This is a genomic window from Rahnella sp. 2050 (assembly GCF_040544515.1).
Taxonomy (GTDB): domain Bacteria; phylum Pseudomonadota; class Gammaproteobacteria; order Enterobacterales; family Enterobacteriaceae; genus Rahnella; species Rahnella aceris.
The window spans coordinates 1,048,649-1,062,834 of record NZ_JBEPKE010000001.1; the positions used below are offsets into that span (position 1 = coordinate 1,048,649).

A 14,186-nucleotide genomic window follows, 5' to 3' on the forward strand; every position below is an offset into this window, starting at 1 on the left:
GTCATTTTTCACTCAACAGCTAAAAAAAATGCCTGATGTGCGACTTTTCAGAAAGCAACAAAAACAAAAAACCCGGCCGGAGCCGGGTTTGTCGTACAACCGCTGAAATCAGAAGTTGTAGCCAATCACGCCGTAGTAACCCCAGCCGGTGGACTTCACATCGAAGTTACCGTTACCGAAGTTCAGCTCAGCGCCGTCAGCCCACTGGCCGCCGTTGTGGAAGTAACGCGCCACGAACGAGTAATGCCAGTGTGTGTAGTTCAGCGACAGGATATGGCTGGAGGCGATAGAGTTGTTAGAACGCGCTTTGTTGCCGTTCAGATCACGGAAATCGTCATCACCCAGTGAGGAGCCCCAGTCGAAGTTGGTGAACCCGATATAGCTCAGGTTGCCACCCCACAGTTGCGTCAGAGGAACGAAATATTTCACTTTGAAACGGTAACCGTCCCAGCTGTTTTCATTCGCTGCGCCGTAGTTTTCCCACTGGTATTTCGCATACACGTTCAGAGACAGGCTCATCGGCAAACCGGTGTCGATGTCGGTGCCCAGCCCCATGTACCAGGTATTTTGACGGTTATCGCTATCCGGACCCATGTCGTAGATATAGTTGTTCGCGAAGTACCATTCTTTGAACGGACCGAAGCTCAGATCAGTACCGGTCAGCTTATCAATAGAGAAACGCGGTTCGATTTCCATAAACAACGGAGAACCGTTTTTATCCCAGATACCGGTGTCATTACCATTACCGGCGCCGAAGGTTTTAGGAATATCGATATAACCGTAGAAATCAAACCAGTCTTTGTGCGCAAACGCTTCATATTCAAGGTAAACATCGTTACGCAGCGTAGGCCCGAAACGGGTATCGGCGCTACCTACAACGTTGACACTTTGGTGCCACCAGTCAGAAACAAATTCGCCCTTGCTATCATCAGCGAGCACGGTCGCGCTGTAGGACAAAGCCATCAAAGCGCCTGCTGCAATAATTTTATTTTTCATATTTTTACCAGAAGCGGGGGGTGGAACAACGCCTTGCCACTTTCAGACGTTGCATAAAACAAACCCTAAAACTGTGATCCGCAACCGATTGCTGCACATAGTGCAAAAAACCTGCAATTACCAGTTACTTCCTACAAGAGTCGACTTTTCTTAGCTAATAAATAGATTTGGTCAAGGTTTGTCAATTTCTGTTTCATTCCGATACATCTCCAATGTGACATTCATCACATTTATCTTTCCGTGCGCTTTTATTCAGTACGGACTGATGCAAAAAGTTATCGTTGATAAAATGACCATTCGTTATTTGTCATGCTATAATCATGACAAATAACGGTGCGGAGGCACACATCATGAATTCAAAAATTACCGGGCTGTCTTCCAGCTCTGTGCAAGATTCTGCAACGCCGCTTTGGCAATCTGCGGGCCTTCCCGCAAGCAGCGGAATCAGTTTGATAAATGCCATACAAAAGGGATTTCCTGTTGATAGTATCAGCCGTCTTAATACTGAGCTGGGATGGCCAAAAATGGTGTTACTGGAAATCATGGGCATTAACGAACGCAACTATGCCCGGCGTAAAGCCGGGAACGGATTGCTAAAAAGTGAAGAGAGTGAACGTGTGGCGCGACTGGTTCGCATCGTGGATGCCGCAACTGATTTGTTCGAAGGGGATCGTGTCTCGGCGCTCGAATGGTTCACCCGCCCTGCTCCGGCACTGGATGGTTCACGTCCGCTGGAACTGCTGTCTTCTGAAGCGGGTGCTGTGGAAGTCAGCCGCCTGATTGGTCGTCTCCAGCACGGTGTTTTCAGTTGAAGCTGTTTCGTATCGTGCAGACCCGTCATCTGGCGACAGCCTGGTCGGGAGCCGGCGCGCAACTTTATGGCGGTCGCTGGAATCCGCCAGGCAGGCCGGTCGTCTATGTCACCACCAGCATCTCACTGGCTATCCTGGAAATTCTGGTGCATTTGCAAAACAGCATGTTGATGCGTTCCTATACCTTGCTGAGTATTGAGGTGCCAGAGGAACTGCTGGATACGCTGGAAGTTTCAGAGCTTGCCGCCGACTGGCGAAGCGCATCAGTGCCTGACAGCACTCAACGTCAGGGTGACGTCTGGCTTGCAGAAGGTGAATATGTCGGGCTGAAAGTGCCGTCAGTGATTGTGCCGTCGGAATACAACGTATTACTTAATCCGCTACACCCGGCTTTTGCCGATTTACTGAGTTCAGTAGAACGCGAGCCCATGATGTTTGACCCGCGCCTGCAATAAAGCGCGGGTCTGCTCTCTGTCAGGAAATCACTCTGCTTTCCGGTTGCTGCGATAAATGAGTGCCAGTGCGATGATCAGGCAGGGAATAGCCGCAATCCGGTGCCATGACAGCGCGATCTGCGGATTATCCAGCCAGCCGAAATTATCAATCAGCATACCCATTGCCAGTTGTCCGAGGATTACCGCGACCGTTGCCACCGCCGTTCCGACACGGGGTACCGCTGTCACCATCACAATGATGTAAGGCACGCCAAATAATGCGCCCGCGAGTTGCCACTTCGGTACGGTGAGCAAGGTTTGCGGCTGTGGTGTTTGCAAAAACAGCACCAGCACTGCGGTAATGGCAGCCCCGACGCTGAACGTCAGGAATGCGCTTTTCAGTACGCCCACTTTCCCGCCTAACTGCCCGTTCACCGCCGCCTGCATACTCAGCGCGGCACCGGCTACAATGGCCAGTATTATCATCATCAGTTCAGTCCCAGGCAATCAAAACAAGTGCAGCAACGATAAACAGCAGCGCCAGCAGGCGTTCGCCGCCGACTTTCTTGTGCGGTGTACCAAACCAGCCGTAATGGTCGATCAGCACGCTTTTCGCCACCTGCCCTGACAAAATCGCAATCATGGTCATGCCGATACCAATGACCGGCGTCGCGAGCGTCAGCACCACGACATAGACCGGGCCGAGCACGCCACCCAGCAATGTCCAGCCCGGTTGTTCATTGAATGACGGCGCATTACGCGGGCTGAAAAACAGCACCAGCAGGCCGGTGAGCACCGCACCCACACCAAAAATACTCAGCGTGGCCCACAGATGGCCAACCTCCGTTCCCAGCGGACCAATCAGCCCGGCCTCCAGTGAAAGCCCCATCCCCGCCAGAACGACCAGCGGAATTAACATCAGATTCATCATTGCCCTGCTTTCTGTTTTTTTCGAAGCGGCGACTATAACGTGACAGAACTATGCGAAAAACAGCACAATCAGGAAAATACCTTTGCGGGATACGCACAGATGAAAGGTTTTAATCAGATCAATATTCAGGCATTACGGCTGTATGTCGCGGTACTGGATCAGGGCAGTTTCTCTGAGGTGGCGCGGCGTGAGGCGATGTCGCCGTCAACCGTATCGCGGGTGATTTCCCAGCTTGAACAGGCATTACAGACGCAACTGCTGTATCGCAACACACGCGCCGTCAGCCCGACAGAATCCGGCAAACTGCTCGCCGGTCATGCGCGACAGGTGCTGACACAGCTGGATCTCGCCACGCTGGATTTGCAGGAGCAGGACAGCGAACCCGGCGGACTGGTGCGCATCAATGCGCCGGTAGTTTTTGGTCAGCGCCATCTTGCGCCGTGGTTGCATGAGCTGAGTACACGTTATCCGCGCCTGAATATCGAGCTGATGCAGACCGACGATTTTATCGACCCGTTGCAGGACAGCGTTGACTTGCTCATCCGTATTGGCGTGATGGCGGACTCCACCCTGCAGGCGCGCACGCTCGGCCACCAGAATTTTCGCCTTGCCGCCAGCCCTGCTTATCTGGCCCGCGCAGGAAAGCCGGAAACACCGGAGGATTTAGCCAGTCACAGTTGCCTGGTGTTCAAAGGATTTGCCGGTCCGCAACGCTGGTACTTTCGTCAGCCGGAACAGGAATGGCATTCGATGACCCTGCGGGGATTACTGACCAGCAATAATGCGGAAACCCTGACGCAGGCCGGGATCGACGGCATGGGGCTGGTGGTGTTCCCCACCTGGCTGATTGGCGATGCCCTGCGCGACGGTCGGCTGGTCAGCGTACTGGAAAATTATCAGGTATCGACGTCACCGGAGCCGCAGACCATCAGCGCGCTGTATCCGAACAGCCGCCGCCCGTCGATCAAAGTCAGGGCTGTGATTGATTTTCTGCTGGAGAAATTTGGCAGTCCGCCGTACTGGGAAAGGTAAACATATCCGTCTTCTGAGTTGCCATTAATACCCCCTCCCCGCCTCCCCCTTCGCAGGGGGAGGAGTAAAACCCGATCGGCGATATCCCATGCAAAGGGCTCGATCGGCTCCCTCCCCTGCGAAGGGGAGGGTTGGGGGTGGGGTATTAATGACAAAAACAATGCTGAAGCTTGCGCTTCGCCCAATATCAGGAATTCAACTCCATCCCCACATGCGGGATCCCATCTTCGTCATAAATTTCGGTATACGCCACAAACCCCAGCCTGCCGTAGAATCCCTGCAAATGCGCCTGTGCGGAAATCGCGACGCGCGCACCCGGCCAGTGTTTCTGGCAGGCAGCCAGTGCCTGTTCCATCAGCTGATAACCCAGTTTCAGGCCGCGTGCAGAGGGCGCGACAATCACCCGTCCGATTGCCACGTCATCTTCAAAACGCAGAATACGCGCGTAGGCAGCAATCTTGCCATCCAGCCAGGCGACGATATGACGGTTTTCGCCGGTCAGATCCTGTCCGTCGATATCCTGATAAACACAGGTTTGTTCCACCACAAATACTTCACTTCGCAGTGCAAGAATGGCGTAAAGCTGCGCCGCGTTCAGTTCACTGTGATGATAATCCTGCCAGTGAAGCGATGATGATTCCGTCATGAGTGAATGCCCTGCCTGTTTTCTGAAAGCCAAAAAAAAGAGATATTCCTGAGAATATCTCTTTTTAACACAGATTTTACAGCCAATTTATCAGGCAGATTTCTTCAGCGGCTGCGTGCGAACCGGTGCGTCGCCCGCGGTGTAATACGCCGCCGTACTGCGCGGTAATGGCTGGCGGCCACGGATTTTATCGGCAATTTTTTCGGCGATCATAATAGTTGTCGCATTCAGGTTACCGGTAATGATCTGCGGCATGATGGAGGCATCAACCACGCGCAGCCCTTCCATACCGTGAACCCGCCCTTCTCCGTCTACCACCGCCATCTCATCCGTGCCCATTTTACAGGTGCATGACGGATGGAAAGCCGTTTCCGCATGTTCACGGATAAACGCATCCAGCTCTTCGTCAGTCTGTACGTTTTCACCCGGGCTGATTTCACGACCACGGTAAGGATCCAGCGCTGGCTGATTCATGATTTCACGCGTGATGCGGATGGCGTCACGGAACTCCTGCCAGTCCTGCTCCGTCGCCATGTAATTAAACAGAATGCTCGGATGCTGGCGCGGATCTTTCGATTTCACCTGAACGCGGCCACGGCTGGGTGAACGCATTGAACCGACATGCGCCTGGAAACCGTGCTCTTTTACCGCATTACTGCCGTTGTAATTAATCGCCACCGGCAGGAAGTGATACTGAATATTCGGCCAGGCAAATTCTTCACGGCTGCGGATAAAACCGCCCGCTTCAAACTGATTGCTGGCACCCACGCCGGTGCCTTTAAGCAGCCACTCGGCACCAATCGCTGGCTGGTTGTGCATCTGCAATGCCGGATACAACGAGACCGGCTGCGTACAACTGTATTGCAGGTACATTTCCAGATGATCCTGCAGGTTCTCCCCGACGCCCGGCAAGTCATGCACCAGCGGGATATCCAGACGGTTCAGCAGTTCAGCCGCACCGACACCGGAACGTTGCAGAATTTGCGGAGAGGCAATCGCGCCGCTGCACAGCAACACTTCGCGTTTCGCCTTCGCCGTTTTGGCGTTGTATTCATCACCGTGGAAATAGCTGACACCCACCGCGCGCTTGCCATCGAACAGGATCCTGTCGGTCAGGGCATGCGTCACAATGGTCAGATTGGCGCGCGGTTTGGCCTGATCCAGATACCCGCGGGCAGTGCTCGCACGACGCCCCTTCGGCGTCACGGTTCTTTCCATCGGGCCAAAACCTTCCTGTTTGAACCCATTCAGGTCATCCGTGCGCGAATACCCCGCCTGCACACCGGCTTCAATCATCGCGCCGAACAGCGGATTATTGCCGTTTTTAGGCGTCGCCACGCTCACCGGCCCTTCGCCGCCGTGGAAGTCATTCGGGCCGATGTCGCGGGTTTCTGCTTTACGGAAATAAGGCAGGCAGTCCAGATAACTCCAGTCTTCCAGACCCGGTGCTTTCGCCCAGTTATCGAAATCCATCGCGTTACCGCGGATGTAACACATGCCGTTAATCAGCGACGAGCCTCCCAGCCCTTTACCGCGCCCGCACTCCATGCGGCGGTTATTCATATGCGGCTCCGGGTCGGTTTCGTACGCCCAGTTGTAACGACGACCCTGTAACGGAAATGCCAGCGCCGCAGGCATCTGCGTGCGAAAATCCAGACGATAATCCGGGCCACCGGCTTCGAGCAGTAACACACTGACACTGCTGTCTTCAGTCAGACGGGTGGCGAGTACGTTGCCGGCAGAACCGGCTCCGATAATGATGTAATCGTAATCCATTGAATCTCCTCTGTTGCAGCGGATCAAAATACTGAGCTGAATTCGCCCAGTTCGACCTGCACGGATTTGATTTGGGTGTAATGCTCAAGTGTGGTGATGCCGTTTTCGCGCCCGACACCGGAATGTTTGTAACCGCCGACCGGCATTTCTGCGGCAGATTCGCCCCAGGTGTTGATCCAGCAAATCCCGGCTTCGAGTTTGTGGATCACGCGGTGGGCGCGGTTGAGATCCTGCGTCACCAGTCCGGCGGCCAGACCATATTCAGTATCATTGGCGCGGCGGATCACTTCTTCTTCGCTTTCATAAGTCAGAATGCTCATCACCGGTCCGAAGATTTCTTCACGGACGATCAGCATGTCATCACGGCAGTCGGTAAATACCGTCGGGGCGACGTAAGCGCCTTTGGCGAATTCACCGGAAGTCATACGTTCGCCACCGGTCAGCAAGGTCGCGCCTTCACGTTTGCCGCTTTCGATGTAACGCAGCACGGATTCCATGTGCGCGAAGCTGACCAGCGGGCCGAAGTTGACATTTTCATCTGTCGGATCGCCTGAGCGAATGCGTTTCACCCGTTCCAGCACTTTGGCTTCGAACGCTTTATGCAATGCTTTGGGGATAAACACCCGGGTGCCGTTGGTGCACACCTGTCCGGCGCTGTAGAAATTCGCCATCATCGCGATGTCGGCGGCTTTATCAAGATCGGCATCATCAAAAATAATCAATGGCGATTTACCGCCCAGTTCCATGGTGACTTCTTTCAGCGTGGAGGCCGAGGCGCTGGCCATGACTTTCTTGCCGGTTTTGATACCGCCAGTGAAGGAGACTTTGGCGATATCCGGATGATCGGTTAACGCCTGACCGACGCTGGCCGCGCCCGTCACCACGCTGAAAACGCCGTCCGGCACACCGGCTTGGGTGTAGATTTCTGCCAGTTTCAGGGCAGTCAGCGACGTGTTTTCACTCGGTTTGAACACCATCGCATTACCGGCCGCCAGCGCAGGAGCAGATTTCCACAAGGCAATCTGAATCGGATAGTTCCACGCGCCGATACCGGCGACCACACCCAGCGGCTCGCGGCGGGTATAAACGAAAGAAGAATCACGCAGCGGAATTTGCTGGCCTTCAATCGCCGGGATTAACCCGGCGTAGTACTCCAGCACATCCGCGCCGGTGACGATATCCACGGCCAGCGTTTCAGACAGCGGTTTACCGGTGTCTGCCGTTTCAATGGCGGCCAGTTCGTCGTTGCGCTCACGCAGAATATCCACCGCGCGGCGCAGAATACGGGCGCGGCTCATGGCGGTCATCGCGGCCCAGACTTTCTGGCCTTTCTGCGCGGATTTCACCGCCAGATCGACATCTGCATGTGTGGCGGATTGCACCGTGGCAATCACTTCGCCGTTGGCCGGATTAACGGCGTCGAAGGTTTCATCACCGGTGCTGTCCTGAAAACGCCCGTTGATATAAAGTTTTTGCTTGCCGTAGCGGGACATACATCTCTCCTCGGTCTGTGCGGTCTGAAAATTTTCTGCGCCGTTTACTGCCCGACAACGCGCGGTGCGAACTGCGATTCAATATGGCGATGTGTTATCTGCATCGCCTCGTCGCGGTTAAACGCTTTACCGCTGAGTGCGCCGCGCAGCCACAGGCCATCAATCAATGCCGCCGTGCTTTGCGCTGCGAGACGCGCCTCGTTTTTAGGCAGAAAACGTCTGAATTCAGAACATAAATTGGAATAGAGCCGGCGGCTGTTAACCTGTTGCAGCCGGTACAACTGCGGGTGATGCATGCTGCTCGCCCAGAAGGCCAGCCAGGTTTTCATCGCCGCGCTGTTAGTCTGACTGTCGTCAAAATTGGCTTCTGCAATCGCATGCAGCCGCGCCGTCGGTGCGGTATCCGTCATCTGTGATAAGCGCAACTGCACACCTTCTCCCAGATGACTGAGCAAATAACGCATAGTGGCTTCCAGCAGCCCGTTCTTGTCACGAAAGTAGTGACTGATGATGCCGTTGGAGACGCCAGCGCGTCGGGCAATTTGCGAAATCGAAGCATCGTGCATACCGACTTCGTTCACCGCAGCCAGCGTTGCCTCAATTAATTGCTGCCGTCTGATGGGCTGCATTCCTACTTTGGGCATGGTTCCGGCTCCTGAAAATGAGCGGGTTGCAATGCGCTTAAAAAACTCTTTTTACGCTCCCGCTCAGCCTTGTTAAAACGCTCTCACTCCCCCTATTTAACTTTTTTTTGATTGAACGTTCAATTAAAAATGCATATATTTTATTACCAATACGTTAGTAATTTGTATGAATTTTGGGATTTAAATGAATCCAATTTATTGAAAAATAGCGATTAATTGACATAACAGGGGAAAAGATGGCGATTGCCGATACGACAGAGAGAAAAAGCGAAAAACCTCGCGACCAGCTGAACAAGGTTGTGTTCTTCACCTCCGCCGGGCTGATTTTAGCCTTCACATTAATGACCATTTTCTTCACCGATTTATCAGGAAAATGGATCAGCCTGACCCTTAACTGGGTGTCCGCCACCTTCGGCTGGTATTACATGCTGGCGGCTACGCTGTACATCGTGTTTGTAGTGTTCATAGCCTGTTCACGTTTTGGTTCGATCAAACTGGGCCCTGAACAATCCAAACCCGAATTCAGCATGATGAGCTGGGCTGCAATGCTGTTTGCTGCCGGGATCGGCATCGACCTGATGTTCTTCTCGGTCGCCGAACCGGTGACACAATACATGTTGCCACCGGAAGGCAACGGGCAAACGCTGGAAGCCGCGCGGCAGGCCATGACCTGGACGCTGTTCCACTACGGCCTGACCGGCTGGGCGATGTACGCGCTGATGGGCATTGCACTGGGCTATTTCAGCTACCGCTATAACCTGCCGCTGACCATCCGTTCGGCGCTGTACCCGATTTTTGGTAAGCGCATTAACGGCCCGATCGGTCATAGCGTGGATATCGCTGCCGTGGTCGGGACTATTTTTGGTATCGCCACCACGCTCGGCATTGGTGTGGTGCAGCTTAACTACGGCCTGAAAGTGCTGTTCCATATTCCGGAAAACCTGACCGTTCAGGCCGCGCTGATCCTGCTTTCTGTGATTATGGCGACGGTGTCGGTGACCTCCGGCGTTAACAAAGGTATCCGTATTCTGTCGGAACTCAACGTGCTGCTGGCGCTGGGGCTGATTCTGTTCCTGCTGTTCTTCGGCAATACCGAATTCCTGCTCAATGCGCTGGTGCTCAATATTGGCGATTACATCAATCGCTTTATGGGCATGACGCTTAATACCTTTGCCTTTGACCGCCCGACCGAATGGATGAACAGCTGGACCCTGTTCTTCTGGGCGTGGTGGGTAGCGTGGTCGCCGTTTGTCGGCCTGTTCCTGGCGCGTATCTCACGCGGTCGTACCATCCGTCAGTTCGTGTTCGGCACCCTGATTATTCCGTTCGTCTTCACCCTGCTGTGGCTGTCAATTTTCGGTAACAGTGCGCTGTACCAGATCCTGCATGGCAATCTGGATTTCGCCAACGAGGTGATCTCACACCCTGAACGCGGCGTTTACAGCCTGCTGGCACAGTATCCCGGCTTTACGCTGAGCGCGTCCGTCGCGACGATTACCGGCCTGCTGTTTTATGTCACCTCGGCGGATTCCGGCTCGCTGGTGTTGGGTAACTTCACCTCAAAACTGGCAGACATCAATAACGATGCGCCAAACTGGCTGCGGATTTTCTGGTCGGTCACCATCGGCGTACTGACACTGGGTATGCTGATGACCGACGGCGTTTCTGCACTGCAAAACACCACGGTAATTATGGGTCTGCCGTTCAGCTTTGTGATTTTCTTCATCATGGCCGGATTGTATAAATCACTGCGTCTGGAAGATTACCGCCGCGCCAGCACCCAGCAGACTCTGGCTCCGCTGCCTGCCACCAGCGACGCGGCGCTGAACTGGAAACAGCGTCTGTCGCGGGTCATGAATTATCCGGGCACACGCCACACCCAGAAAATGATGGACACTGTTTGCCGCCCTGCGATGCAGGAAGTGGCCCAGGAACTGGAACTACGCGGGGCAAAAGTGACCTTTAACGAGCACGCGCCACAGGAAGACGAGAAAATCGGGCCGCTGGAATTGCAGGTCGCGTTGGGCGAAGAGCAAAACTTTGTCTATCAGATCTGGCCGGTACGTTATGCGGTTCCTGCCTTTACCTATCGCGCACGCGCCGGTAAATCGCATTATTACCGTCTGGAAACCTTCCTTCTTGAAGGGACTCAGGGTAATGACCTGATGGACTTCACCAAACATCAGGTGATCAATGACATTCTGGATCAGTACGAACGTCATCTGAACTTCCTGCATATCAACCGTGAAGCGCCGGGCAACACCCTCACCTTCCCCGAACAGCCAGTCTGACAGGTGCCCACAAAAAACCCGCGCCATGCGGGTTTTTTTATAGGCTTCCCCCTCTCAGCGAAGAAACGGCAGCACTTTCTCCAGCAATAATTCCGGTTGTTCTTCAGCAAGATAATGCCCGCACGGCAACGCCTCGCCCTGAACGTCTTCCGCCACCTTTGCCCATTCCTCCAGCGGCGTAAAACAGGTGCCGACAATGCCCTTTTCGCCCCACAGGATCAACAGCGGACACCGCACTTTGCGAGATGCATTCACGTCAGTCTGATCGTGTTGCAGGTCAACAGCAGCGGAAGCCCGGTAATCCTCGCAAATCCCGCGCGCCGTTCCATCAAGTTGCAGACAACGCAAATAATCTGCGTAAGCTTCGTCGGTGAAAGGTTGCATACCGGCGCTGCGGCTGCCCATTACGCTGCGCAGGTAAAGATCAGGATCAGCCTTGATCAGTGTTTCCGGTAGCGGTGCCGGGCGGATGAGGAAAAACCAGTGCCAGTAAGCGCGCGCAAAAGCTTCACTGGTTTGCTGATACATGGAAAGCGTCGGCGCAATATCCATCAGCACCATCCGTTTCACTGCCTGCGGGTGATCAAGCGCCAGCCGGTGTGCCACGCGGGCACCCCGGTCATGCGCGATCACACTGAACTGGCTGAAACCGAGCGCGGCCATCAGTTCGAGCTGATCCTGCGCCATTTCGCGCTTGCTGTACCGCAGGTGATCCGCGTCCGGCTCGGGTTTACCGCTGTCACCGTAACCGCGTAAATCGGCAAGCACCACGGTGAACTGAGAAGTGAGGTAGGGTGCGACTTTATGCCAGATCGCCTGCGTCTGCGGGTGTCCGTGCAGCAATAACAGCGGCTCGCCCTGCCCGGCAATCCGGTAAGCAATCTCCGTTCCGCTGACCACCATCCGGCCTTGGGTAAAATGTTCAAACATGGGTTTTCTCCTTTTTTACCCATCTTAGTCGCTCGCCGGTTGGCAACAAGGCCACAAGTGAAGATCGCTGATTCACGATCTGTGTTTTGACTCATCACACTCAGGCCGTTGCCCGATAAGCGTGAAGTTGCGACGCTGGCATTATCCGTTACGTTTATCAGGGCAATGAAATGAAGCCAAAAACGCTGTATGAAAAACATATCGACAGCCACAGCGTTCGTACGCTGGATGACAAGGGCCACGTGTTGCTTTACATCGACCGGCAGGTGATTAACGAGTACACCAGCCCGCAGGCGTTTAGCGGTTTGCGTGAAGCCAGCCGTCGCGTATGGCGGCCGGAAACCTCACTGGCGGTGGTCGATCACGTCAACCCGACGGCACCGCTACGCACCCGTCAGATGCCGGATGCCGGTGGCGCGCGTCAGGTGTCATATCTGGCTGAGAACTGCGCCGAATTTGGCATTGAGTTGTTCGATATTCTCGATAAACGTCAGGGGATCGAACATGTTGTTGCACCGGAACAGGGCTTTATCCTGCCCGGTATGGTCATTGCCGCCGGAGACAGCCACACCACCACATACGGCGCATTAGGGGCGTTTGGTTTTGGTATCGGCACCTCGGAAATTGAACATCTTCTGGCGACGCAAACACTGGTGTATAAGCGCCTGAAAACCATGCGGGTTACCGTCACTGGCACACTGGCGGCAGGTATCACGGCCAAAGACCTGGTGATGGCGCTGGTGGCAAAAATCGGGGCGGCGGGCGCGACCGGTTATGCCATCGAATTCTGCGGACCGGGTATCGACATGCTGAGCGTTGAAGGTCGTATGACCATTTGTAATATGGCCGTGGAAGCCGGTGCGCGTGGCGCGTTCATGGCACCCGACGATAAAGTGTTTGCCTATCTGCAAGACAAACCACGCGCGCCAAAAGGCCAGCAGTGGCGGGATGCCGTGGAGGTCTGGCGCGAATTACGCAGTGATCCGGATGCCGTTTTTGATCGTGAAGTGACACTGTGTGCGGAAGAGATCGCGCCGATGGTCAGCTGGGGGACCAGCCCCGATCAGGCACTGGCGATAAACGGTCAGGTGCCTGATCCGCAAGCCGAACCGGATGCCTCACGCCGCCAGGATCTGCAACGTGCACTCCGCTATATGGGATTGCGTGCCGGTCAGTCGCTTAACAGCATTCCTGTCAGCCACGCGTTTATCGGCTCGTGCACCAACGCGCGTATTGAAGATTTACGGGCAGCGGCAGACGTCGTGCGCGGTAAAAGCGTCGCCGCCACAGTGCGGGCGATAATTGTTCCAGGCTCCAGTCAGGTTCGGGCACAGGCTGAGCAGGAAGGTCTGGCGGAGATATTTATCCAGGCCGGTTTCGAATGGCGACAATCGGGTTGCTCAATGTGTCTGGCAATGAACGACGACGTGCTGTCGCCCGGCGACCGCTGTGCATCCAGCACCAACCGTAATTTTGAAGGCCGTCAGGGTGCGGGCGCACGCACCCATCTGATGAGCCCGGCGATGGTTGCGGCAGCGGCTATCTGCGGCCATCTGACCGATGTCCGTAACCTGTAAGGAGTCATCATGGAAGCATTTACTACACTGACCGGTATTGCCGCGCCGTTGCCTGCGGCGAATGTGGACACCGATGTGATCATGCCAAAACAGTTTCTCAAAGGCATCGACCGCAACGGGTTAGATCGCGGGGTGTTTTTCGATCTGCGTTTTCTGGCGGACGGCTCGCCCGATCCGGCGTTTATCCTCAATCAGCCCGAATGGCAGGGGACGAAATTCCTGCTGGTCGGCCCGAATTTTGGCTGCGGTTCCAGCCGTGAACATGCGGTATGGGGGCTGAAACAGCTCGGTATCCGGGCGCTGATCGGCACCACGTTCGCGGGAATTTTCTTCGATAACTGTCAGCGCAACGGCGTGCTTACAGTGCAACTGGATCCCGCGCAGTGGGTGCAAATGGCGCAGGCGGTGATCCATGGTGATAAAAATGAAATGACTGTCGATTTATCCGCGCAAAAAATTATCCTGCAAAATGGCGAACGGATTGATTTTGCTATCGATGAACTGAGTAAAATTGCGCTACTTAACGGGCTGGATGCCATCGGTACAACACTGCAATTTCGCGATGAAATCAGTCAGTTTCAGCAGGCGCATTTGCAGCGTAATCCGTGGCTGGCGTAATAAGCG

The 14,186-nt window shown here is 54.6% G+C and carries 15 protein-coding genes; 6 read left to right on the forward strand and 9 right to left on the reverse strand.

Annotation, left to right across the window (positions count from 1 at the left end; genetic code table 11):
* Positions 1 to 108: 108 nt before the first annotated feature.
* Both ABIC79_RS04630 and ABIC79_RS04635 read right to left on the reverse strand, forming a co-directional pair.
* Positions 109 to 996 carry a nucleoside-specific channel-forming protein Tsx gene (locus tag ABIC79_RS04630; protein WP_013574724.1) on the reverse strand — a complete coding sequence of 296 codons (888 nt, stop codon included), beginning with the start codon at positions 994 to 996 and terminating at the stop codon, positions 109 to 111.
* Positions 997 to 1,303: 307 nt separating this feature from the next.
* Positions 1,304 to 1,459 carry a hypothetical protein gene (locus ABIC79_RS04635; RefSeq protein WP_238321212.1) on the reverse strand — a complete coding sequence of 52 codons (156 nt, stop codon included), beginning with the start codon at positions 1,457 to 1,459 and terminating at the stop codon, positions 1,304 to 1,306.
* Between ABIC79_RS04635 and ABIC79_RS04640 the strand changes: the two genes are divergently transcribed.
* Together ABIC79_RS04640 and ABIC79_RS04645 are read left to right on the forward strand one after the other, a co-directional pair.
* On the forward strand, positions 1,446 to 1,808 hold the full coding sequence (locus ABIC79_RS04640) for an Xre family toxin-antitoxin system antitoxin (RefSeq protein ID WP_231576083.1): 363 nt from the start codon (positions 1,446 to 1,448) through the stop codon (positions 1,806 to 1,808). The two genes, ABIC79_RS04635 and ABIC79_RS04640, sit on opposite strands and share 14 nt — an antisense overlap.
* Positions 1,805 to 2,263, forward strand: a complete 459-nt coding sequence (locus ABIC79_RS04645; RefSeq protein WP_013574722.1) for an RES family NAD+ phosphorylase — start codon at positions 1,805 to 1,807, stop codon at positions 2,261 to 2,263. The genes ABIC79_RS04640 and ABIC79_RS04645 overlap by 4 nt, the downstream gene beginning before the upstream one ends.
* 27 nt (positions 2,264 to 2,290) lie before the next feature.
* Here ABIC79_RS04645 and ABIC79_RS04650 read toward each other — a convergent pair whose 3' ends face one another.
* Complete coding sequence (locus ABIC79_RS04650) at positions 2,291 to 2,731, reverse strand: DMT family transporter (protein ID WP_354566590.1); 441 nt, start codon at positions 2,729 to 2,731, stop codon at positions 2,291 to 2,293.
* 4 nt (positions 2,732 to 2,735) lie between these two features.
* Positions 2,736 to 3,170, reverse strand: a complete 435-nt coding sequence (locus ABIC79_RS04655; protein ID WP_013574720.1) for a DMT family transporter — start codon at positions 3,168 to 3,170, stop codon at positions 2,736 to 2,738.
* Positions 3,171 to 3,272: 102 nt separating this feature from the next.
* On the opposite strand from ABIC79_RS04655, the gene ABIC79_RS04660 reads away from it, so the two are divergent.
* Entirely contained in the window at positions 3,273 to 4,205 is a 933-nt protein-coding gene (locus ABIC79_RS04660; RefSeq protein ID WP_119261419.1) for a LysR family transcriptional regulator, read from the forward strand.
* Positions 4,206 to 4,392: 187 nt separating this feature from the next.
* Here ABIC79_RS04660 and ABIC79_RS04665 read toward each other — a convergent pair whose 3' ends face one another.
* The 4 genes from ABIC79_RS04665 to betI form a co-directional block, all read right to left on the reverse strand.
* Positions 4,393 to 4,851: a GNAT family N-acetyltransferase gene (locus ABIC79_RS04665; protein ID WP_013574718.1), complete on the reverse strand. Its 459-nt coding sequence runs from the start codon at positions 4,849 to 4,851 to the stop codon at positions 4,393 to 4,395.
* Between the two features lie 90 nt (positions 4,852 to 4,941).
* The gene (gene betA / locus ABIC79_RS04670; protein ID WP_354566591.1) at positions 4,942 to 6,627 is read right to left on the reverse strand and encodes a choline dehydrogenase; all 1,686 of its coding nucleotides are present in this window, start codon (positions 6,625 to 6,627) and stop codon (positions 4,942 to 4,944) included.
* A 23-nt stretch (positions 6,628 to 6,650) separates the two neighbouring features.
* On the reverse strand, positions 6,651 to 8,120 hold the full coding sequence (betB, locus tag ABIC79_RS04675) for a betaine-aldehyde dehydrogenase (RefSeq protein ID WP_013574716.1): 1,470 nt from the start codon (positions 8,118 to 8,120) through the stop codon (positions 6,651 to 6,653).
* Positions 8,121 to 8,164: 44 nt separating this feature from the next.
* Positions 8,165 to 8,764 carry a transcriptional regulator BetI gene (gene betI / locus ABIC79_RS04680; protein WP_013574715.1) on the reverse strand — a complete coding sequence of 200 codons (600 nt, stop codon included), beginning with the start codon at positions 8,762 to 8,764 and terminating at the stop codon, positions 8,165 to 8,167.
* A 236-nt stretch (positions 8,765 to 9,000) separates the two neighbouring features.
* Here betI and ABIC79_RS04685 point away from each other — a divergent pair, with 236 nt between their 5' ends.
* Positions 9,001 to 11,055, forward strand: coding sequence for a choline transporter (locus ABIC79_RS04685; RefSeq protein WP_013574714.1), 2,055 nt, complete (start codon positions 9,001 to 9,003; stop codon positions 11,053 to 11,055).
* A gap of 54 nt (positions 11,056 to 11,109) precedes the next feature.
* On the opposite strand, the gene ABIC79_RS04690 is transcribed toward ABIC79_RS04685, so the two are convergent.
* Positions 11,110 to 11,985, reverse strand: coding sequence for an alpha/beta fold hydrolase (locus ABIC79_RS04690; RefSeq protein ID WP_112151165.1), 876 nt, complete (start codon positions 11,983 to 11,985; stop codon positions 11,110 to 11,112).
* Positions 11,986 to 12,155: 170 nt separating this feature from the next.
* Between ABIC79_RS04690 and leuC the strand changes: the two genes are divergently transcribed.
* Positions 12,156 to 13,562 carry a 3-isopropylmalate dehydratase large subunit gene (leuC, locus tag ABIC79_RS04695; protein ID WP_354566592.1) on the forward strand — a complete coding sequence of 469 codons (1,407 nt, stop codon included), beginning with the start codon at positions 12,156 to 12,158 and terminating at the stop codon, positions 13,560 to 13,562.
* Between the two features lie 9 nt (positions 13,563 to 13,571).
* On the forward strand, positions 13,572 to 14,180 hold the full coding sequence (gene leuD / locus ABIC79_RS04700) for a 3-isopropylmalate dehydratase small subunit (RefSeq protein ID WP_112151167.1): 609 nt from the start codon (positions 13,572 to 13,574) through the stop codon (positions 14,178 to 14,180).
* The last annotated feature ends 6 nt before the right edge of the window (positions 14,181 to 14,186 follow it).

Bases quoted from the DNA above. Each gene is read 5' to 3' on its own strand.
- ABIC79_RS04630 (WP_013574724.1), bottom strand. From the start codon at position 996: ATGAAAAATAAAATTATTGCAGCAGGCGCTTTGATGGCTTTGTCCTAC.
- ABIC79_RS04635 (WP_238321212.1), bottom strand. From the start codon at position 1,459: ATGGCATTTATCAAACTGATTCCGCTGCTTGCGGGAAGGCCCGCAGAT.
- ABIC79_RS04650 (WP_354566590.1), bottom strand. From the start codon at position 2,731: ATGATGATAATACTGGCCATTGTAGCCGGTGCCGCGCTGAGTATGCAG.
- ABIC79_RS04655 (WP_013574720.1), bottom strand. From the start codon at position 3,170: ATGAATCTGATGTTAATTCCGCTGGTCGTTCTGGCGGGGATGGGGCTT.
- ABIC79_RS04660 (WP_119261419.1), top strand. From the start codon at position 3,273: ATGAAAGGTTTTAATCAGATCAATATTCAGGCATTACGGCTGTATGTC.
- ABIC79_RS04665 (WP_013574718.1), bottom strand. From the start codon at position 4,851: ATGACGGAATCATCATCGCTTCACTGGCAGGATTATCATCACAGTGAA.
- betA (WP_354566591.1), bottom strand. From the start codon at position 6,627: ATGGATTACGATTACATCATTATCGGAGCCGGTTCTGCCGGCAACGTA.
- betB (WP_013574716.1), bottom strand. From the start codon at position 8,120: ATGTCCCGCTACGGCAAGCAAAAACTTTATATCAACGGGCGTTTTCAG.
- betI (WP_013574715.1), bottom strand. From the start codon at position 8,764: ATGCCCAAAGTAGGAATGCAGCCCATCAGACGGCAGCAATTAATTGAG.
- ABIC79_RS04685 (WP_013574714.1), top strand. From the start codon at position 9,001: ATGGCGATTGCCGATACGACAGAGAGAAAAAGCGAAAAACCTCGCGAC.
- ABIC79_RS04690 (WP_112151165.1), bottom strand. From the start codon at position 11,985: ATGTTTGAACATTTTACCCAAGGCCGGATGGTGGTCAGCGGAACGGAG.
- leuC (WP_354566592.1), top strand. From the start codon at position 12,156: ATGAAGCCAAAAACGCTGTATGAAAAACATATCGACAGCCACAGCGTT.
- leuD (WP_112151167.1), top strand. From the start codon at position 13,572: ATGGAAGCATTTACTACACTGACCGGTATTGCCGCGCCGTTGCCTGCG.